A 19,274-nucleotide genomic window follows, 5' to 3' on the forward strand; every position below is an offset into this window, starting at 1 on the left:
GTCAGTCGATCTCCAGCCGGATCGCGTCGTACGCCGCCTCGTTGCCCAGCTCCGGCGGAGTCCCCTCGTTGATCGTGAAGGTGATCTCGTTGCCGGTCCGGCGCAGCGCGCCCGCGTCGAACCGGAACTCCCGCCGGTAGTGCCGACCGCCGCAGGCGCTGCGATAGGTGGCGCCCCGGGCGTCGTCCGGCGCGAACGTCCAGACCAGCCGCAGGTCGTTGACGCCGATGGTCAGGTTGCTCGGCACCGGCGGTACGTCCCGGGCGGTGTCCATCGCCCAGGCGGCGAGCGCGACGGTCAGCGTGGCGGTCGCGCCGGGGCGCACCGCGCGGTCGAGGTCGAACCGGATCCGCCACGGCGGCACCGGTTCACCGTCGACCCGCTGGAACTGGAGGTAGTTCCAGTCCTCGTCACCACTGCGCCCGACGGTGTAGACCACCCCGGCCGGGAAGTCGGCCTTGAAGAACCGCGCCGTGCCCCACTGCCGGAACTCGTCGCCACGGCGGAACTCCGCCGAGGTGCGGTCGGGGTTGCCGAGTTGGAGGACCGTCCGGCCGTTGCGGGGCGGCTCCCAGTGCAGCTCCCCGAGGTCGATCCGGCCGCCCGCCGGCACCGTCACGTCGTCGCGGACGTACTCGCCCCAGGTGCCGGGCCGGTAGACGGTGAGCCGGTACGTTCCCGGCCGTACGTCGGGCAGCCGGAACACGCCGCCCGGGTTCACCCCGGTCCAGTACGCGTAGCCGAGCGCGGTCCGCTGGAAGTCGAGCCGGTTGTCCGAGAGCACCGCCACCGCGCCGCGCAGGTGCGGCTGGCCGTCGAGCCGGATCCGGCCGTGCACGGTGCACCGCTGCGCGCTCGGTGTCCAGCCCGGCAGCGCCACCCGGTCGTAGAACTTCCGGTGCGCGTCGAGGTGGGCGTAGCCCAGCGCCTCGGCACGCATCCGGGCCGGGTCGTCGCCCCGGCTCAGGTAGACGAAGTACGGCCCGTACGTCTTCTCCCACGCCTGGCCGGCGGCCACCCGTACCGGTGGTGAGCCGTAGTGCGTCGCCTGTGGCTCGACCAGCAACACCGGCCGGCTGGTGGTCTGGTGCAGGGTCAGGTCCTGCCGGACCGGTCCACCGCAGAACGCCTCCCGGTTCGGCGTGACGGCCCAGATGCCGTACCCGTTGCCGTGGAGGCCGTGCACCACGTGGTCCTTGAGGTAGGTGGCCCAGTCGTACTTGGTGTAGTAGCGCCGGGGGTAGGCCGAGCCGAGACCGGCGAGGTCGTGCGTGGCGTCCATCACCACCGGCGCGGCGGCCAGTTCGGCCGGGGTGGGCATCCGAGCCGCCTCGGCCCGCCACGGTTGCCCGATCGGGTCGTCCTCGACGCTGGCGTGCGTGAAGAGCGCGGGGTCCAGATAGCAGACGTACCGGTGCTGGTCGGAGCGGAACCCGTGCAGCTCCGGCGGGTGCTGGAAGACGGTGGCCAGGTGGAAGCCGGGCTCACCGGCCCGGACGATGTGGTGGCGCTCCAGCCAGAACGGACCGCCGTTCGTCGGGCTGTACCGGAAGGCGATGTCGACGAAGTCGTCCCCGCGCCGGATCTCGTAGGTGTTCTGCGCCGGTGGCAGCGGCAGCGGATCGCCCTCCCGCGCGTTGTTCATGTCGTAGTTGCCGCGTCCGCCCGCGCCGAGCAACTCCTGGCCGTACAGTCGCAGCGAGGTCAGCCGGCTGGCGCTGGTCTTGCTGACGGTGATTTGGACCGGGCCGTTGTCGACGACGATCTCGGTGTCGGTCTCGACGACCTCGCACTTCGGCTGCGCCCCGCCTGGGGCGGCACCGAAGGCCGCGCCGCTGGTGCCCGCGCCGATCCCGGTGCCGATTCCGGTACCGATTGCGGTCGCCGCGCTGATCCGGTGGAAGTCCCTGCGTGCGATCACGTCGTCTCCTCCCGACCAGGAGCATCGGATGTCTGTCCACGATGTCCAGGCGCAGCGGGTCCAACCGGTACGGCAGGACGTCCCGTGTGCCGACGTCTGGTCGTAGTTGAAACGAATCAATTAGGATCCGACGCTATTGCGGTACTGCGACGCCTGTCAAGATGGCTCCACAGACATCCGATGTAAGCGGCGCCCTCACTTCGTCCGTCGCCCCGCTAACTCGACGCGGCTACCTGACGTCTCGGCGCACCGCTTCTCCGACGTCCCGCCGCTCGCTACCCCCGACGTGCCGACCGGTTGATGCGGGGCGTGGGGTAGAAATGCCGAAGGCGGTGCCCGGACCAGCCGCTTTCTGGTCCGGGCACCGCCGCCTTTCGTGCGGATATGGCTCAGAGCACGCCGTCGGTGAGCAGGTCGGTGGTGCCACCGAGGTCGGCGGCGCCGCCGACCAGCCCGGTCACGCTGCCCAGGGTGCCGTCCACGGCACCGGTGACCCCGACGGTCCCGGTCAGGTCGGTCACCCCGCCGACGGTGTCGGTGACCCCGTCCAGGCCGACGGTGCCGAGCGTCCCGTCGACGGTGTCGGTCACCCCGCCGACCGTGCCGGTGACGCCATCCAGGGTGCCGTCCAGGTCAGCCACGTTGCCCAGGTCGGTGACGTTGCCGAGGTCGGTGACGTTGCCCAGGTCGGTGATGGTGCCCAGGTCGGTGATGGTGCCGAGGTCGGCCACGTTCCCCAGGTCGGTGAGGTTGGTCAGGTCCGTCACGCTGCCCAGGTCGCCGGAGCCGACCAGGCCGGTGGTGCCGGTGACGGTCGAGGTCACGGTGGTCGCGGCGAAGTCGGCGGTGCCGAGCACGCCGTCGACGGTGTCGACCCCACCCGTGGCGCCCAGCACCGCCGAGTCGAGGGTGTCGGCCAGGTCGTGCACGCCGGAGAGGTCCACGTTGAGGCCGCTGTCCAGACCCAGCACCGGCAGGGCGGAGCCGACACCGACCTCCAGGCCGTTCGGGTCCACGCTGACGGAGCCCAGGCCGGCCAGGTCGGCGTCGACGTCGGTGCTGTAGACCCCGGCGGTGAACTGGTTGGCGACCGTCTGCACCTGGCCGACGACGCTGGTGGGGCTGAGGCTGAGCGAGCCGAGACCCAGGCTCTCCACCGCGCCGAGGTCGGTCAGGCCCTGCAGCGGTACGGTGTCGACGACCAGCGGAACGACGTCCGCGACGTCGCCCGGAACCACGTCGCAGAGCCCGACGCTCTCCAGCGTGCCGGTCGGGTCCAGCTCGTACGCCGTCCGCAGGTCCACGTCGGTGAGCAGGTTGACCACGAACTCGTGCAGGGTCTGGGTGGTCTCCACGGCGGGAGTCGCCTCGGGGGCGGGCGCCGGAGCGGGGGCCGGAGCCGGAGCGGGGGTCTGCACGGTCGGTGCCGATTCCACGGTGACGATCTCCTCAGGAGGTTGGGCGGGATGATCTGGACATGTCGTTCCAGACCTGGCGCCGACCGTACGGCGTTGCCGACGTACCGGACATCGGGGACGAGCCCCGGTTCTCGCCCCCACCGGTCGGGTCCGAGACCCCGCCCAGGGTTAGGGGAATAGGGGCTGGCTCGGCCGACCACCCCGACCGCGTCCGGGTCGCAGAGCCGGCGAAACGGTCCAGGGCGACGGGTCCGCCCAGTTCACTCGATCGTCCCGGGTGGATCGGGGCACCCCGGGGTGCTACTCGGGCCGCGCCGACCGGGACCTGTCCCGCGCCCGGTCCAGCCGCCCGGCCAGGCGGCCGAGTTCGTCGGCCAGTTCGGCGGGTTCGAGCACGGTGAACTCGGGGCCGAGCAGGGCCAGGTGCAGCGCCAGCAGGCCGAGCGAGTCCGCTCCGGTGCGCAGTAGGCAACTGTGCCGGTCGACCGCCTCCACCAGCCCGGCGGTCGGCGGGATCCGTTCGGCGACCTCGGTGGCCGGCGCGTGCACGAGTATCCGGGCACGGTACCGGTACGGTGCCGCACCGACCGAGTCCGCGACGAAGGCCGCCGGATCGGGCGGATCGTGCGGGGTGAACCGGGGACCCGTCGAGTGGAGTTCACCGACCCGGTCGGCCCGGAACGTACGCCAGGCGTCCCGGTCGGTGTCCCGGGCCACCAGATACCACCGCCGGCCGGTGTGCACCAGCCGGTACGGCTCCACCCGGCGGATGCTGGTCACCCCGTCGCGGTCGCGGTAGTCGAAGGTGAGCCGGTGCAGGTTCTGGCACGCCTGCGCGATCACGGTCAACAGGTCAGGGTCGACTGTGGGCGCGCCGCCGGTCAGCGGGACGGTGGTCAACCGCAGCGCGGCGGCCCGCTGGCGGAGCCGGGGCGGCAGGATCCGCTCCAGTTTGGTCAGGGCGCGCAGCGAGGTCTCGGCGATGCCGGTCACGCTCTGGCTGGCCGCGGTACGCAGGCTCAGCACGACCGCCACCGCCTCCTCGTCGTCGAGCAGCAGCGGCGGCAGCGTCGACCCGGCGCCGAGCCGGTAGCCACCGGCGACCCCCGGGGTGGCCCGGACCGGATAGCCGAGGTCGCGGAGTCGAGCCATGTCCCGGCGCAGGGTACGCACCGTCACGCCCAGCCGCTCCGCCAGTTCCGGACCGGTCCACTCCGGCCGGGTCTGCAGGATGGCGAGCAGGCGCAGCAGCCGTGCCGAGGTGTCGAGCATTTCCCGAGTCTGTCAGCAAACCAGGAACGATCCTGTCCGCAATTGGGGCTAGCGTGCCAGAGATGAAGACGCACAACGACACCGACGTCGACTGGACCGGACAACTGGTCGAACAGTTGCAGTGGCACTGGCAGTACCAGTTGCGACCCCGGCTCGACGGGCTCACCGACGACGAGTACCACTGGGAGCCGGTCGACGGCACCTGGGGCGTACGCCTCCGCGACGAGGTCGACCCCGGCCTGGGGCACGGCGCCGGTAGCCACGTCATCGAGTACGCGATGCCGGAGCCGACGCCGCCACCGGTCACCACGATCGCGTGGCGGCTGGCGCACCTCATCGTCGGAGTCTTCGGGACCCGTAACGCGGCACACTTCGGCGGTCCGCCCGTCGACTACGACAGTTTCGACTACGCCGGCACCGCCGCCCGGGCACTGGACCAGCTCGACACGGCGTACGCCACCTGGCGGGACGGGGTGCGCGGGCTCGACGCGGCGGGACTGGCCCGGCCGTGCGGCCCGGCCGAGGGCCCGTACGCGGAGTTCCCGCTCGCCACCCTGGTGCTGCACATCAACCGGGAGACCATCCACCACGGCGCCGAGATCAGTCTGCTCCGTGACCTCTACCGGGCTCGGAGGTGACCGCGGTGGCGTACGAGTTCCAGGTGACCCAGGACAGCACCGACCCGCACGTGCTCGCCGACTGGTGGGCCGAGACGCTGGGCTGGCAGGCGGAGCCCTCCGATGAGGCGTTCATCCGCCAGATGGTCGAGCAGGGGCACGCCACCGAGGACGACACCCGGATCCACCGTGGGGTACTGGTCTGGAAGGCGGGGGCGGCGATCCGACACCCCGAGGGGGTGCAGCGGGCGCCCCGGGTGCTGTTCCAGCTCGTTTCGGAGCCGAAGACGGTGAAGAACCGGATGCACCTCGACGTCCGTACCGGTGCCGAGGACCTGGCGCCGGTGGTCGAGGCGCTTGTGGCGCGGGGCGCGAAGTTCCTGCACGAGGGACGGCAGGGCCCCTTCAGCTGGGTCACCCTGGCCGATCCGGAGGGCAACGAGTTCTGCGTCTCCCGCTAGGCGCCCCGATTTCTCCCGCACCGGGGCTCAGCGGACGCCGTCGGTGAGCAGGTTGGTGCCACCGAGGTCGGCGGCGCCCAGACCTGGCGCCGACCATACGGCGTTGCCAACGTACCGGACCTCAGGGACGATCCCCGGTTCTCGCCCTCACCGGTCGGGTCCGAGAACGCGATCCGGGTTAGGGACATAGGGGTTCGGCCCACCGCCCGCCGGGACCGTCGGTCCGGATTCGGCCCGGGGCGGGGGCCGGGCCGGCGGGTCCGCCCAGTTCATCCCGCCTGCCCCTTCGGGGAGGGGCGGCCCGGATGCCCCCACAGCCGGCCGGCCTGATCCCCCGGGACCCCTGCAGTTCGGCCGGTGGCCGGTCCCGTTCCCACCTGTCACCGCGCCGAGAGGTTCCTACTCCTGCTCGCGCCAGGTCTTTCACAGACCCCAGCCGACGCGGCCGGCGACCAGCCATCCGCCGATCGTGACCAACGGGCTGCTGCTGTCCACCTCGCCGATGACGATCCCGATCGACAAGGTCAGGGGCAGGGTCGCATGCCGAGGGCGGCCAAGCCGAACACCCCGACTCGCAGGTGCCGGCGGGTCAGCCTGCGGCGCCGTGGCACGGGCCGGGAGTCTCGTCCGCGTCCTGGGCCGGCAGCGGGATCCGGGCCTGCGGTGGCACCAGGTGGTTGACGCGTACCTGGGTGGCGTTGCGGTGGAGGGTGGGCTCGACGCGTACCACGGCGGTCACCTCGGCTCGTTGATCCGTCCCACCCGCAGCTCCGCCAGTACGTCGACGAACCGCCGAGCACCGCGTCCTGCTTCTCCGGCAGCGTGTCGGCGAGCGCGGTGATCACGGCGAAGCCGTCCCCGCGTGGCTCGTAGTCGCCCGTCGCGATGTAGAGAGACCAGCCTCCTGGCGCAGCCGCCCGGAACAGCCTCCGCTCCAGTGTCCCGCTGAACACGCTGGCCGCGGCCTGCCGGGGTACGACGGCCCTGCTACCCGACCGCCGAGCCTCCCCGGCGACGACTCGGGCCAGTCCATGCCAGGTAGGCGTATCGAAACACCTATCGGAAAGATATCTACCTCATATCGATCGCTTCAGTAACTTTCCTCGCTGTGGCGCGCCAATCGAAGGTCGACACACGGTGGCAGGTGAGGGCCGTCCATCCATCCTTCGACTCCACCGTGCCTATGACTGGCGCACCAAGTATTGAGGCGGATCGAGGTGAAGGAATGAGACCTTCGAATGTTGGTCCACTGGTCGACCTGACCTGGCTCAGTGCGCGCTCGACGAGGTTGGTCCGACCACCTGGCCGAGATTGTTTTATCCAAGCGAGTGACGACCGGCGTTCCGGAACGGTGCCTTCTCGGTGCCTACCGGATGCCGGTCGTTGCCAGAGAGGAGCTAGATGTACCTGTTGACGCGCCTGTCCGTAACCGCACGGCTGCTGACCCTGTCAGCTCTTACCGTGGTTACGGTCGCCGCTTCCGGCGCGCTTTTTGGCGGTGCCGCCACGGCGGCTCCGACGGATCCCACTGGTGACGTCGAGCCGTTTGCGGCCCTCGTGACCGAGGAGTCCACGTGGCTGATGGGGGAACTCCTGAAGCTGCAACCCGGATCGAGGAACGGGGGAATGTACGACAACAAGCCCGGATACCACAACACCCGGGCGGGAAACAGCCCGGACAACTACTCCGTCCGGGACGAGGAAGACAAGGGTGGCCCGTCCGACAAGGCCGCGGCGTACGACTGGACCTTTCCCGAGGCTCAATCAACGTCGAACCCGGACTACAGCAACATAATCAGGTACTCCAATCGACTCCTCGCCTCTGGCAGGGATCCGGGAGATCCTCGACTGAACGGGTGGAAGGAGTTCTTCGGGCAGATCGACAACGACAACGTGGAGGAAGGCTACGACTTCCGGGACGACCACCCGGCTACGCCAGGGGATAAAGACAAGTCCCACTTGTGGCATATTCACCTGAGCGAGGACCGGAACAAGGTCACGAGTCTCAATAACAAGAAGGCCCTGCTCAGCGTTCTTCGAGGCGAAACTGTCGAGGAGTGGCTGAATGGACCCGGAGTGGACGAGGACGATCCTGCGCGGGTGCGGGCCGATGTGACGGGTGATGGTCTGACCGACCTGGTGGTCCTGTACGACTACGGTCGGTCGACCAGCGCGTTGATGGTGTTTCGGGCCAACGGGTCGGGCTACGACCCACCCGTACGCTGGTGGGGGTCCGAGCCCGGCAACTGGGCCTGGTCGAGCAGCAAACTCGTCGTCGGCAACTTCAACGACGACAAGCAGGCCGACGTCGGCATCCTGTACGACTTTGGCAACGCGAACACCAAACTGTTCGTGTTCCTCGCCCTCGAGAAAACTTTTGCCGGCCCCATAGCGTGGTGGGAGTCCGGCGCGGGCAACTGGGCCTGGTCGAGCAGCAAGCTCGCCGTCGGCAACTTCAACGACGACTCCATGGATGATGTCGCCATCCTGTACGACTACGGCAACGCGAACACGAAATTGTTCGTGCTCCGCTCCCTCGGCAACAAGTTCACCACGCCCGAACCCTGGCACACGTTCAACCCCGGCAACTGGGCCTGGTCGAACAGCAAACTCGTCGTCGGTGACTTCGCCGCCGACGACAAGAAACTGGCCGACATCGGCATCATGTACGACTACGGCGGCGCGACCAGCAAACTGTTCGTGCTCCGCTCCCTCGGCAACAAGTTCACGCCACCCGAATCCTGGTTCACGTTCAACCCCGGCAACTGGGCCTGGTCGAACAGCAAACTCGTCGCCGGCGACTTCGCCGCCGACGACAACAAACTGACCGACATCGGCATCATGTACGACTACGGCGGCGCGACCAGCAAACTGTTCGTACTCCGCTCCCTCGGCGACGCATTCAGCGCACCCGAACCCTGGTTCACGTTCAACCCCAGCAACTGGGCCTGGTCGAACAGCAAGATCACCGTCGGTAACTACAACACCGGCGACACGATTTCCGACATCGCCATCATGTACGACTACGGCGACGCGACCAGCAAACTGTTCGTGCTCCGCTCCACCGGAAGCCAATTCACCGCACCAGATCCCTGGTGGAACTCGATTCCGGGCAACTGGGCCTGGGCGAGCAGCAAAATCAGCTGACGACAAACACGACACTCGACTACTAGCATTGTTGTCCGAAAACAGTAGGGGTGCCGGTCGATGAAAATCGGCAGGCACCCCTACCAGTTCCCCGGCCAGGTCCTGGAGCTGGCGAGCCGACGGATCAGCGGTATGGAGTCGTCGAGCACCATCGGGACCGGGTCTGCGGCACCGGAATCGGCCGGGCGGATGACCGCCGGGTCAGGAGGCGGGTGGCGCGAGGATCCGGTCGAGCGCGCTGCGCAGCCGAGGTGCGAGCGTGGCGGCGTAGGTGGCGGTGAGGTGCTGGTTGTCCCGGTAGACGAGCACTCCGCCGATGACCGGAGCGCAGCGTCGCCCGGGGCAGATCGCCGCGGTCAGGTCGATCAGGCCGACCTGCGGCAGGTCGTCCAGCGCCGCGAGCTGCGCCGCTCCGGCTCCGCTCGCCAACGCGACCTCCCGGTCCGCCGCGCACCGGGTCAGCCGGCGCGGGTTCGCCGAGACGCACTTCGCGCTGTCGCCGGGAAGGATCGGGGTGCCCCGGAGCACCACGGTGGGCACCCGGGCCGAGACCAGGTCCGACCAGGTCCGCCGCATGCCGGCCACCAGAGCGTCGTGCGCCGGCCTGCCGTTCAGGCCCCGGCCGCCGGCCATCGGCTGGTACCGGGAACTCGTGGTCAGCAGCAGTCCGGGCCGCTCGGGGCCGGTGAGGGCGGCCCGGACGTTGCGGTACCACTCGGCGCAGGCCTCCCGATGTGGCGGCTCCCCGGTCATCAACTCCAGTCGCAGGAACGGGCAGTTCGGCTTGAGGTACGTGACCAGCCGCCAGCCCTTCGCCACCGCGACCGCCTGGAGCGCGGGTACCCAGCTCGCGGCGTGGCTGTCGCCGGCCAGCGCGACGGTGAACGCGGCGTCCCGGTCGCCGTACAGGCAGGACCGGGCGAGGCTGCTGGAGACCGGGGAGAAGCAGTTGTGCCGGTAGACGTCGGGCAGGTCGTCGCGGGCGTCGGCGGGGACCGGGCTGATCGACCGGACCCGGTCGACCGGAACGCCGGCCCGGCTGGTCCGGGGTGACCGGCCCAGCGCGACGGCACCCGGCGCCGCTGGTGCGGGCGGGCTGGGCAGCACCGACACCGGTGTGGCGGCCGGTGGCGGGGCCGGCTGCTCGGGTGGCCAGGCGGCGAGCTGGAAGAGCAGCCCGGCGAGTACTCCGGCGGCGGGGAGCATCGCGCCGACCCGGAGTACCTGGCCCGGTGACCAGGCGTCCAGAGCGCCGGTCCGGGCGGGAAGCTCGACATACCGGTGGGTGAGGGCGGCGAGCAGGACGCCCCCGCCGAGCACGCCGAGGTCGACCGCCGGCCCGAGGTCGCCGAACCGGGTGTGCGCGGCGACCAGCAGTGGCCAGTGCCAGAGGTAGAGCGGATAGCTGATCCGGCCCAGCGCCCGCAACGGCCGCACACCGAGTACCCGGTTCACCCCACCGGGTCCCGCCCCGGCGATACCCGCTCCACCGGGTCCCGTGGCACCGCCGGCCGTCGTGCTGCCGGCAGCAGTCGTGCTGCCCGTACCCGTGACGCCGGCTGGCTGGCCGATCATGCCGCCGGCGATGATCGCGGCCGTGCCCAGCGCGGGCAGCAGGGCCGGTAGCCCGGGAAAGCCCGAATCCGGTCGCAGGGCGAGTACGGCGACCGCGACGGCCGCCGCTCCGGCCCAGCCGAACAGGGTGCCAAGGCGTCGGGGCAGCTCGGCCAGCCGGGTCGTCCCGAGCAGCGCGAGTGCGGCGCCGAGGCCCGGCTCCCACGCTCGGGTCGTGCTGACGAGGAACGCCGACCCCGGTTCGGCGGCGGTGTACCAGACCGACCAGGCGAACGAGCCGAGCCCGAGCAGGCTGGCGGCGAGCAGCAGCGGGCGGATGCCGGGCCAGCGTCTCCGGCGTGCGGTCCAGGCCGCCACACCGGCCACCAGCAGCGACCAGAACAGCAGGAACTGCGCGGTGACCCCGACCAGCCAGAGGTGGGCGAGCAGGCTGGCACCGGCGTCCGGGACGATCGCCTGGGCGTGCTCTGCCGCGAGCCGCCAGTTCAGCAGTTGCCCGGCGCCGGCGAGCAGGTCCCAGCCGGTCGCCGACCAGCGGTCCCGGGGCAGCAGAGCCAGGGCCAGCGGCAGCGACGCGGCGAGCACCAGCGCGCCGGCCGGCAGCGCCCGCCGGACCCGCTGGGCGAGAAATCCGGCAAGGTCGATCCTTCCGGTACGCCGCCAGGTGTCGAGCAGGGCAGCGGTGACCAGGAAGCCGGAGACGACCAGGAGGATGTCGACGCCGACGAAGCCGCCCGGGACGGCGCTGACCCCGACGGTGCCGAGCAGCAGCGACCCGACCGCGAGGGCGCGCAGGCCGGTGAGGTCCGCCCGGTGACCGGGTCGCTCGGCGACTTCCGTCCGGGACCGTGGCCGCGCCTGCGTCGCCATCTGCCAACCTCCGGTCCGGCCGCCGTCTGTCCAGTTAGCCCCTTCTTAACAGATAAAGACTTTTATAGGCGTGTTTTGCCGCTCACGAGCGGCATTCACGAGCAGCATTCACGAGTGCCGTCGACAGCGGCGAGCGGCGCTGACGGTGGTGAGCGGTGCCGACGGCGGCGAGCGGTGCTGACAGTCGCCAGTGGTGCCGGCAGTCCGGCGCAGCCCGCCGGAGACCGCCTGGCCGGGGGAGTGGGCGGTGGCTACCCGTCGGCCAGGCCGGCCCGCTCCGCCGCCGCCCGCCAGGCGGCCTCGCCGCCGGCTCGCGGCCGGTAGGTCCGGGTCGATCCGGTACGCCGCAGCAGCGCCCGCAGCTCCGCCAGCCCGCCGTCGAGTACGCCGAGCGCGCGGGCCTGCACGAGCGCGTTGCCCAGCGCGGTCGCCTCCACCGGCCCCGCCACCACGGGCAGTCCGCAGGCGTCGGCGGTGAGCTGGCAGAGCAGCTCGTTGCGGGCACCGCCACCGACCACGTGCACCACCTCCACGTCCCGGCCGGAGAGCTGCCGCGCCTGGCGCAGCGCGACCCGGTGGGCGAGGGCGAGACTGTCCAGGATGCACCGGGTCAGCGCCGCCGGGCCCTGTGGTACCGGCTCGCCGCGCCGTTCGCACGCCTGGGCGATCCGGGCCGGCATGTCACCCGGGGGCAGGAAGATCGGGTCGTCCGGGTCCACCACGGCGGCCAGCGAGGGCGCCTGGGCGGCGGCGGCGAGCAGTTCGGTGAGGTCGTCGGCGAGCCCCTGGGACCGCCACACCCGCAAGCACTCCTGGAGCAGCCAGAGCCCCATCACGTTGCGCAGGTAGCGGACCGTCCCGTCCACCCCGGCCTCGTTCGTGAAGTTGGCCGCCCGGCTCGCCTCGGTCAGCACCGGCGTCGGCAGTTCGACACCGACAAGCGACCAGGTACCGCAGGAGATGTAGCCGAACCGGTCGTGCTCGGCGGGTACCGCCGCCACCGCCGACGCGGTGTCGTGCGAGCCGACCGCGGTCACCGGTACCGGCCGGTCGGTCCCGATCGCCTCGCGTACCTCCGGCCGCAGCTCGCCGACCCGGTCACCGGGCTGGCGCAGCGGGCCGAAGAGCCGGGCCGGCAACCCGGCCCGGGCGATCAGGTCGGTCGACCATTCCCGGGTACGCACGTCCAACAGCTGCGTCGTCGAGGCGTTGGTCACCTCGCTCCCGGCGACCCCGGTCAGCCAGTAGCCGAGCAGGTCCGGGATGAGCAGCATCGTCTGCGCCCGGTCCAGGGCCGGGGTGCCGAGTTCGGCGGTGAGCTGGAACAGCGTGTTGAACGGCAACAGTTGCAGCCCGGTGGTCCGGTAGAGGTGGTCGGCACCGAGCGTCGCCACCACCTTCTCCGGCACCCCGTCGGTACGCCGGTCCCGGTAGTGCACCGGGTTGCCGACCAGCGCGCCGGTGGCGTCCAGCAGCCCGTAGTCCACCGCCCAGGAGTCAATGCCGATGCTGGCCAGGTCGGGCCGGCGGTGCAGCGCCGCCCGCAGCCCGGTAAGCATCTCGGCGTAGAGCCGGGGCACGTCCCAGTGCAGGGTGTCGAGGAGCCGCACCGGCCCGTTGTCGAACCGGTGCACCTCGGTCAGCGTCACCCCGTCGGCGGCGACCTCGGCGAGCATCACCCGGCCACTGGCCGCGCCGAGGTCGACGGCGGCGACGGCAGTCGAGCCGGTCATCGCGGGAACGCCGTGCTCGGTCGAGCCGGTCGTCGCAGGAACGCCGTGCGCAGTCGAGCCGGTCGTCGCGGGAACGCCGTACTCATCGGAGGAACGCCGCGGCCACGCCGGAGTCGACAGGTACGTGCAGTCCGGTGGTCTGGGACAGCTCGCCGCCGGTGAGCGCGAAGACCGCGTTCGCGACGTGCTCCGGCAGTACCTCCCGCTTCAGCAGGGTACGCCGGGCGTAGTAGGCGCCCAGTTCCTCCTCCGGTACCCCGTACACGGCGGCGCGCTGGGCGCCCCAGCCGCTGGCGAAGATGCCCGAGCCGCGTACCACGCCGTCCGGGTTGACCCCGTTGACCCGGATGCCGTGCTCGCCCAGCTCGGCGGCGAGCAGGCGTACCTGGTGGGCCTGATCCGCCTTTGCCGCGCTGTAGGCGATGTTGTTCGGCCCGGCGAAGACCGAGTTCTTGCTGGAGACGTAGACGATGTCCCCGCCGAGCCCCTGGTCGAGCATGAGCCGGGCGGCGGCCCGGGAGACCAGGAAGGAACCCTTCGCCATCACGTCGTGCTGGATGTCCCAGTCCGCCTCGGTCGTCTCCAGCAAGGGCTTCGAGATGGAGAGCCCGGCGTTGTTGACCACCAGGTCGACCCCGCCGAAGGCGAGCGCGGCCTCGGCGAAGGCCGCCTCGATCCCGGCCGCCTCGGTGACGTCAACCGACACCGCGACCGCCCGGTCGGCACCGCCGATCTCCGCCGCCACCGACGCCGCGCCCTCCAGGTTGCGGTCGGCCACCACCACACAGGCACCCTCGGCGGCCAGCCGCCGGGCGATCGCCGCGCCGATCCCGGAGCCGCCGCCGGTGACCAGCGCGATCCGGCCGGCCAGTGCCTTCGGCTTCGGCATCCGGCGCAGCTTCGCCTCTTCGAGCTGCCAGTACTCGATCCGGAACTTCTCCGCCTCGTCGATCGGGGCGTACCTGGAGACCGCCTCGGCACCGCGCATCACGTTTATCGCGTTGAGGTAGTACTCGGCGGCCACCCGGGCGGTCTGCTTGTCCCGGCCGAAGCTGAACATCCCGACCCCGGGCACCAGCACGATCGCCGGGTCGGCGCCCCGGATCGGCGGCGAGTCCGGCTCGGCGTACCGCTCGTAGTAGGCCCGGTAGTCCTTCCGGTACTCCTCGTGGAGCTCCCGCAGCCGGGCCAGTACGTCCGGCAGCGGCGCGTCCGGCGGCAGGTCCAGTACCAGCGGCCGGACCTTGGTCCGCAGGAAGTGGTCCGGGCAGGAGGTGCCGAGCGCGGCCAGCCTCGGGTGCTCGGCGCGGGAGAGGAAGTCCAGCACCGCCTCGTCGTCGGTGAAGTGTCCGACCTGGAACTGCCCCTGCTGCCGACTGTCGGTGCTGGCCAGCCCGCGCAGCGTCGGGGCGAGCGCGGCGGCCCGCTCCCGTCGCTGCTCGGCCGGCAGTGCCTCGTACCCGGGCAGCACCGCGCCGAACGGCTCCGCCCGGCCGTGTTCGGCCAGGAACCGGGTGGCGGTTTCGATGATCTCCAGCGACCGGGCCTCGCACTCGTCGCTGGTGGCGCCCCAGGCGGTGATCCCGTGCCCGCCGAGGATCACGCCGATCGCCTGCGGGTTGTCCCGGGCGATCGCGGCGATGTCCAGGCCGAGCTGGAAGCCGGGCCGGCGCCACGGCACCCAGAGCACCCGGTCGCCGAAGCAGCGGCGGGTCAGTTCGGGACCGTCGGCGGCGGTGGCCAGCGCGATCCCGGCGTCCGGGTGCAGGTGGTCGACGTGCGCGGCGTCGACCAGGCCGTGCATAGCGGTGTCGATCGACGGTGCCGCGCCGCCCCGGCCGTGCAGGCAGTAGTCGAAGGCGGCGACCATCTCGTCCTCGCGGTGCACCCCGGGATAGACGTCGACCAGGGAGCGCAGCCGGTCCAGCCGGAGTACGGCCAGCCCCGCCTCGGTCAGGGTGCCGATGTCCCCGCCGGAGCCCTTTACCCAGAGCAGTTCGACGGGACCGCCGGTGACCGGGTCCGCCCCGGTCGCCTTGGCCGAGGTGTTGCCGCCGCCGTAGTTGGTGTTGCGCCGGTCGGCACCGAGCCGGTGACCCCGGCCCAGCAGCGCGGCGACCTCCGGATTGGTCGGTGCGGTACCCATCTTCACGCCCCCCAGCCAGCCTGCTGCCCGCCGACCCGCTCGGCGGCGATCCGCTGCGCGTAACCCGAGCGGGCGTACGCGGCCATCGGGTCCGGATCGAGACCCATCTCCTCGCGTACGCTCGCCAGCAACGGCCGTACGTCGGTGTTGTAGGCGTCCATCAGCACCCCGTTGGCGCCGAGCACGTCCCCGGCGGCCTGTGCGGCGGCCAGCGCCTCGGCGTCGACAAGCAGCGCCTTGGCGGTCGCCTCCTGGACGTTCATCACCGAACGGATCTGTGCCGGGATCTTCGGCTCGATGTTGTGGCACTGGTCGAGCATGAAGTTGACGCCGGAGTCGGCCCGCAGCGCGTCGGCCCGGACGATCTCGTGCATGATCCGGAACAGCTGGAACGGGTCGGCGGCACCGACCATCAGGTCGTCGTCGGCGTAGAACCGGGAGTTGAAGTCGAAGGCGCCGAGCTTCCCCTCCCGGAGCAGGAAGGCGACGATGAACTCGATGTTGGTGCCGGGCGCGTGGTGGCCGGTGTCGATCACCACCTGGGCCCGCTCACCGAGCTTGAGGCAGTGCGCGTACGCGGTGCCCCAGTCGGGTACGTCGGTCAGATAGAAGGCCGGCTCGAAGAGCTTGTACTCCAGCAGCATCCGCTGCTGGGGCCCGAGCCGCTCGTAGGTGGCGGCGAGCGCCTCGGCCAGCCGGTCCTGCCGGGCCCGGATGTCGTCCTGGCCGGGATAGTTGGTGCCGTCGGAGAACCACAGCTTCAGGTCCCGCGAGCCGGTGACGTCCATGATGTCGACGCACTCCAGCAGGTGGCCGAGGGCCTTGCGCCGGATCCGGGGGTCGGGATTGGTGACACTGCCCAGCCGGTAGTCGTCGTCCTGGAAGACGTTGGTGTTGATGGTGCCGATCCGCACCCCGCGCTCGGCCGCGTAGGAGGCGAGCTTGCCGAAGTCGTCGACCCGGTCCCAGGGGATGTGCAGCGAGACCACCGGGGCGACTCCGGTGAACGCGTGCACCTGTGCCGCGTCGGCGATCTTCTCCTCCGGGTTGCGTGGCACGCCGGGCTGGCTGAACACCTTGAACCGGGTGCCCGAGTTGCCGTACGCCCAGGAGGGCACCTCGATCCGTTGCGCGCGCAGCGCGGCCCGGACGTCGGTCTCGGTCATTGCAGGCCTCCGTGGTGTCGAGCGTGGTGTTGTCCAGCGCGGGTGTCGTCGGGTCCGGTGTCGGTGGGCGCGGTGTCCGCGGGCGCGGTGTCGTCGGGCCGGCTGTCGTCCGGTCCGGTGACTTCCGGTCCGGTGTCGGTGGGCGCGGTGTCGTCGAGTGCGGTCTCGCCGAGTGCGGTGTCGTCGAGCGCGGTGAGTTGGGCGTCCAGGTTGAAGATCTCGTCGAGGACGACGAAACCCTCGTCGGGGCGGCGGCCGTCGAGCCCGACGAAGAAGGGGGCCATCTCGGCCTGCCACCGGGCGTTGACGTCGGTGGCCTCCATCGCGGCGAGCGAGGCGGCCAGGTCCTCGGTGCGGAAGTGCCCGACCAGCAGCCCGTCGTCGTGCAGGAAGAGGGAGTAGTCGTGCCAGCCGGCCGCGTGCAGCGCCCGGAGCATCTCGGGCCAGACGGCCGCGTGGCGTTGCCGGTATTCGGCCAGCCGGTCGGGCCGGACCCGCAGGACGAAGCACACTCGCCGCATCGGCGGGCCTCCCAACAAATGAACCGTTTCAACAAACCGCACTCAACATACGAGCGCCGTCACGCAACTGTCAAGAAACCGGGGCGATCCGTAGGGTCAGCCCGGGGTACGGGCGTACTGGCTGGACTCCCGGACCACCAGCTCCGGTTCGAAGATCACCTGCTTGTGCTGGTGGTTCTCCGGGTCGTTCGCCTCGTCCAGCATCAACTGTGCCGCGGTCTGGCCAAGCCGCTGCCGTGGCTGGCGTACCGAGGAGAGCGGCACCGCAGCCGCGGCGGCGAAGTCGATGTCGTCGTAGCCGACCAGCGCGATGTCCTCCGGCACCCGCACCTGCTGTCGGGTCAGTTCCTGGAGTACGCCGAGTGCGAGCAGGTCGTTGGCACAGAAGACCGCGGTGGCCCGGGCGGAGCGGGGCAGCCCGAGGATCCGCGAGGCGGCGTCCCGGCCGGCCGCCACTGTCGGGCTCGGCGTCTCGAACCGGCGCAGCGTCTCCTCGGCGAGTCCGGCCTCGCGCAGCGCGTGCACGGCGCCGTGGTAGCGGTCCCGCACCTGCGCCAACCGCCACGGGCCGCCGACGAAGGCGATCCGCCGGTGCCCCGCCTCCACCAGGTGCCGCATCGCCAGCTCCCCACCGAGCCGGTCGTCGACGGCAACCGAGCAGACGTCCGGCCGGGTGGAGCGTCGGTCCAGCAGGACCACGAGTACGCCCCGCTCCCGGAGCCGGACCAGCCGCTCGTTGGCGTCGTCGACCGGGGTGATCAGTACCCCCTGGACCCGCTGCTCCTCCAGCAGGTCCAGATACCTGCTCTCCTTGGCCGGATCACCGTCGCTGTTACAGAAGATCACCGCCATGCCGGCGGCGCCGGTGGCGTCCTCGACGCCCTTGGCGACGTCGGTGAAGAACGGGTTGGCCACGTCCAGCACCACCAGACCGAGGGTGCGCCCCCGGCCCCGGCGCAACTGCCGGGCGGCGTCGTTGGGGACGAAACCCAGCTCGCTGATCGCGGCGAGTACCCGGTTACGGGTCGACGCCGCGACGATGTCGGGGCGGTTGAGCACGTTGGAGACAGTGCCCACCGACACGCCCGCCTGGCTGGCCACGTCGCGGATGCTCACCGCTGGTCCCGGCACCACCGTCTCCTCCCGCAGCCCGGACCACGGTCGGGCTGAAACGTGTCAAGGTTATCCGGTCGCGCACCACCGTGCGCCCGCCCGCACCGCACGCGGCGGCCCGGCTACCGCATGAGATCGACAGTAGCCTCCCGGCGCACCGCACCGGGTGCACCTCGCCGGGGGCCGGGCCTGAGCTGATCCGCCGCCCAGTCGCGTTCCGGTCCGCCCACGACGCCGGGGGTCCGCGTCAAGGGTTCGCGTGGCGGTTCGCCCATGACGCCGGGTTCCGGCCCGTCGTACGGGCCCGCCGGCGGTTTTCCGGCAGCGCCGCCCTCGCTACCCTGTCCCGTTGTGGGAAGCGCTTTCCAGTGTCGCCGATCGACACACCCCGGAAGCGACGGCGAGAGGACGGCGAACATGGGCGAGGACCTGCACGGCGTACGGCTGCGGGTGCGCGGCGAGACCGTGGCGCGGTACGTCCTCGACGACCCGCACGTCGACCTCCGCTGGGGGCGCCGGCCGTACCTGCATCCAGTGCGTACCCTCGGCGGAGTCGTGGTGACCGACACGCTGCCCGAGGACCACCGCTGGCACCTCGGGGTGTCGGTCGCCATGCAGGACGTCTCGGGTACCAACCTCTGGGGCGGCCGGACCTACGTCCGGGACGCCGGCTACACCTGGCTCGACGACCACGGCCGGATCGTGCACGACGGCTGGCTGCCCGACCCGCCCGCCCCCGTTGCCGGTCCCGGCGACGGTGGGTTCGCCGAGCGGTTGCGCTGGCTCGACCCGGCCGGCGCGACCCTGCTGACCGAGGAGCGGCGGGTCGCCGCCATCGACCTCGCCGGCCGGACCGACGCCTGGCTGCTCGACTTCGGCTACACCCTGACCGCACCGGCTGACCGGGAGATCGTGCTCGGCAGCCCGGCCACCAACGGGCGTCCGGACGGCGCCGGTTACGGCGGCTTCTTCTGGCGGGTCGCCCCCGGCCCCAACCGGGCGTTCACGGCGGGCGCCGAAGGGGAGGAGCGGGTCAACGGCAGTACCGAACCGTGGCTGGCGATTGTCGGCGCGGCCGACGACGGTCGGCCGTACACGCTGGTCTTCGCCGGTCTGGCCGACGGCGACCACTGGTTCGTGCGGACCGGAATCTATCCCGGGGTCTGCGTCGCGCTCGCCTTCGAGCGGACCCTGCCCGTGCCGGCCGGCGGCTCGGTGCGGCGCCGGCACCGGATCGTGGTGGCGGACGGCGAACTGACCCGCGACGAGGTCGGGGCGCTGGCCCCGGTCCTGACACCCTGACCGGCCCCAGCG

Annotated in this window: 13 protein-coding genes and 1 pseudogene; 4 read left to right on the forward strand and 10 right to left on the reverse strand. The window is 71.3% G+C overall.

The window, feature by feature from the left end; translation table 11 throughout:
• Window position 1 precedes the first annotated feature (1 nt).
• From CLT71_RS33355 to CLT71_RS33365, 3 genes are all read right to left on the reverse strand, one after another.
• Window positions 2-1,921: a polysaccharide lyase family protein gene (locus CLT71_RS33355; protein ID WP_101370594.1), complete on the reverse strand. Its 1,920-nt coding sequence runs from the start codon at window positions 1,919-1,921 to the stop codon at window positions 2-4.
• A gap of 389 nt (window positions 1,922-2,310) precedes the next feature.
• Window positions 2,311-3,357 (reverse strand): IniB N-terminal domain-containing protein, encoded by a 1,047-nt coding sequence (locus tag CLT71_RS33360; protein WP_143743705.1) that lies wholly within the window; start codon window positions 3,355-3,357, stop codon window positions 2,311-2,313.
• 282 nt (window positions 3,358-3,639) lie between these two features.
• Entirely contained in the window at window positions 3,640-4,611 is a 972-nt protein-coding gene (locus CLT71_RS33365) for a helix-turn-helix transcriptional regulator (RefSeq protein WP_101370596.1), read from the reverse strand.
• A 62-nt stretch (window positions 4,612-4,673) separates the two neighbouring features.
• Here CLT71_RS33365 and CLT71_RS33370 point away from each other — a divergent pair, with 62 nt between their 5' ends.
• Window positions 4,674-5,249 carry a DinB family protein gene (locus tag CLT71_RS33370; protein WP_101370597.1) on the forward strand — a complete coding sequence of 192 codons (576 nt, stop codon included), beginning with the start codon at window positions 4,674-4,676 and terminating at the stop codon, window positions 5,247-5,249.
• A gap of 5 nt (window positions 5,250-5,254) precedes the next feature.
• Entirely contained in the window at window positions 5,255-5,689 is a 435-nt protein-coding gene (locus CLT71_RS33375; protein ID WP_101372011.1) for a VOC family protein, read from the forward strand.
• Window positions 5,690-6,278: 589 nt separating this feature from the next.
• Here the strand turns inward: CLT71_RS33375 and CLT71_RS37205 are convergent.
• Window positions 6,279-6,428, reverse strand: a complete 150-nt coding sequence (locus CLT71_RS37205; RefSeq protein WP_158242352.1) for a hypothetical protein — start codon at window positions 6,426-6,428, stop codon at window positions 6,279-6,281.
• Between the two features lie 662 nt (window positions 6,429-7,090).
• Between CLT71_RS37205 and CLT71_RS33380 the strand changes: the two are divergent.
• Window positions 7,091-7,750 (forward strand): annotated as a pseudogene (locus CLT71_RS33380) (hypothetical protein); the annotation flags it as partial.
• A gap of 1,287 nt (window positions 7,751-9,037) precedes the next feature.
• Here the strand turns inward: CLT71_RS33380 and CLT71_RS33385 are convergent.
• From CLT71_RS33385 to CLT71_RS33410, 6 genes are all read right to left on the reverse strand, one after another.
• On the reverse strand, window positions 9,038-11,281 hold the full coding sequence (locus CLT71_RS33385; RefSeq protein ID WP_101370598.1) for an SGNH hydrolase domain-containing protein: 2,244 nt from the start codon (window positions 11,279-11,281) through the stop codon (window positions 9,038-9,040).
• Window positions 11,282-11,532: 251 nt separating this feature from the next.
• Complete coding sequence (locus CLT71_RS33390; RefSeq protein ID WP_101370599.1) at window positions 11,533-13,014, reverse strand: rhamnulokinase; 1,482 nt, start codon at window positions 13,012-13,014, stop codon at window positions 11,533-11,535.
• A gap of 82 nt (window positions 13,015-13,096) precedes the next feature.
• Window positions 13,097-15,160 carry a bifunctional aldolase/short-chain dehydrogenase gene (locus CLT71_RS33395; protein ID WP_101370600.1) on the reverse strand — a complete coding sequence of 688 codons (2,064 nt, stop codon included), beginning with the start codon at window positions 15,158-15,160 and terminating at the stop codon, window positions 13,097-13,099.
• Window positions 15,161-15,162: 2 nt separating this feature from the next.
• Entirely contained in the window at window positions 15,163-16,326 is a 1,164-nt protein-coding gene (rhaI, locus tag CLT71_RS33400) for an L-rhamnose isomerase (RefSeq protein ID WP_101370601.1), read from the reverse strand.
• Window positions 16,323-16,847: an L-rhamnose mutarotase gene (locus CLT71_RS38395; RefSeq protein ID WP_101370602.1), complete on the reverse strand. Its 525-nt coding sequence runs from the start codon at window positions 16,845-16,847 to the stop codon at window positions 16,323-16,325. Before CLT71_RS38395 ends, rhaI begins: the two co-directional genes overlap by 4 nt.
• A gap of 96 nt (window positions 16,848-16,943) precedes the next feature.
• A complete protein-coding gene (locus tag CLT71_RS33410) occupies window positions 16,944-17,978 on the reverse strand; it encodes a LacI family DNA-binding transcriptional regulator (RefSeq protein WP_486483590.1) in 1,035 nt (344 codons plus the stop codon).
• 399 nt (window positions 17,979-18,377) lie between these two features.
• Between CLT71_RS33410 and CLT71_RS33415 the strand changes: the two genes are divergently transcribed.
• Window positions 18,378-19,262, forward strand: a complete 885-nt coding sequence (locus CLT71_RS33415) for a DUF6807 domain-containing protein (protein ID WP_486483591.1) — start codon at window positions 18,378-18,380, stop codon at window positions 19,260-19,262.
• Window positions 19,263-19,274 lie beyond the last annotated feature (12 nt).

It is taken from the genome of Plantactinospora sp. CNZ320, from assembly GCF_002846275.1.

What these genes read in the sequence shown, in the direction of transcription:
- CLT71_RS33365 (WP_101370596.1), bottom strand. Translation starts at nt 4,611, where the DNA reads ATGCTCGACACCTCGGCACGGCTGCTGCGCCTGCTCGCCATCCTGCAG.
- CLT71_RS33370 (WP_101370597.1), top strand. Translation starts at nt 4,674, where the DNA reads ATGAAGACGCACAACGACACCGACGTCGACTGGACCGGACAACTGGTC.
- CLT71_RS33385 (WP_101370598.1), bottom strand. Translation starts at nt 11,281, where the DNA reads ATGGCGACGCAGGCGCGGCCACGGTCCCGGACGGAAGTCGCCGAGCGA.
- CLT71_RS33390 (WP_101370599.1), bottom strand. Translation starts at nt 13,014, where the DNA reads ATGACCGGCTCGACTGCCGTCGCCGCCGTCGACCTCGGCGCGGCCAGT.
- CLT71_RS33395 (WP_101370600.1), bottom strand. Translation starts at nt 15,160, where the DNA reads ATGGGTACCGCACCGACCAATCCGGAGGTCGCCGCGCTGCTGGGCCGG.
- rhaI (WP_101370601.1), bottom strand. Translation starts at nt 16,326, where the DNA reads ATGACCGAGACCGACGTCCGGGCCGCGCTGCGCGCGCAACGGATCGAG.
- CLT71_RS38395 (WP_101370602.1), bottom strand. Translation starts at nt 16,847, where the DNA reads ATGCGGCGAGTGTGCTTCGTCCTGCGGGTCCGGCCCGACCGGCTGGCC.
- CLT71_RS33415 (WP_486483591.1), top strand. Translation starts at nt 18,378, where the DNA reads ATGGGCGAGGACCTGCACGGCGTACGGCTGCGGGTGCGCGGCGAGACC.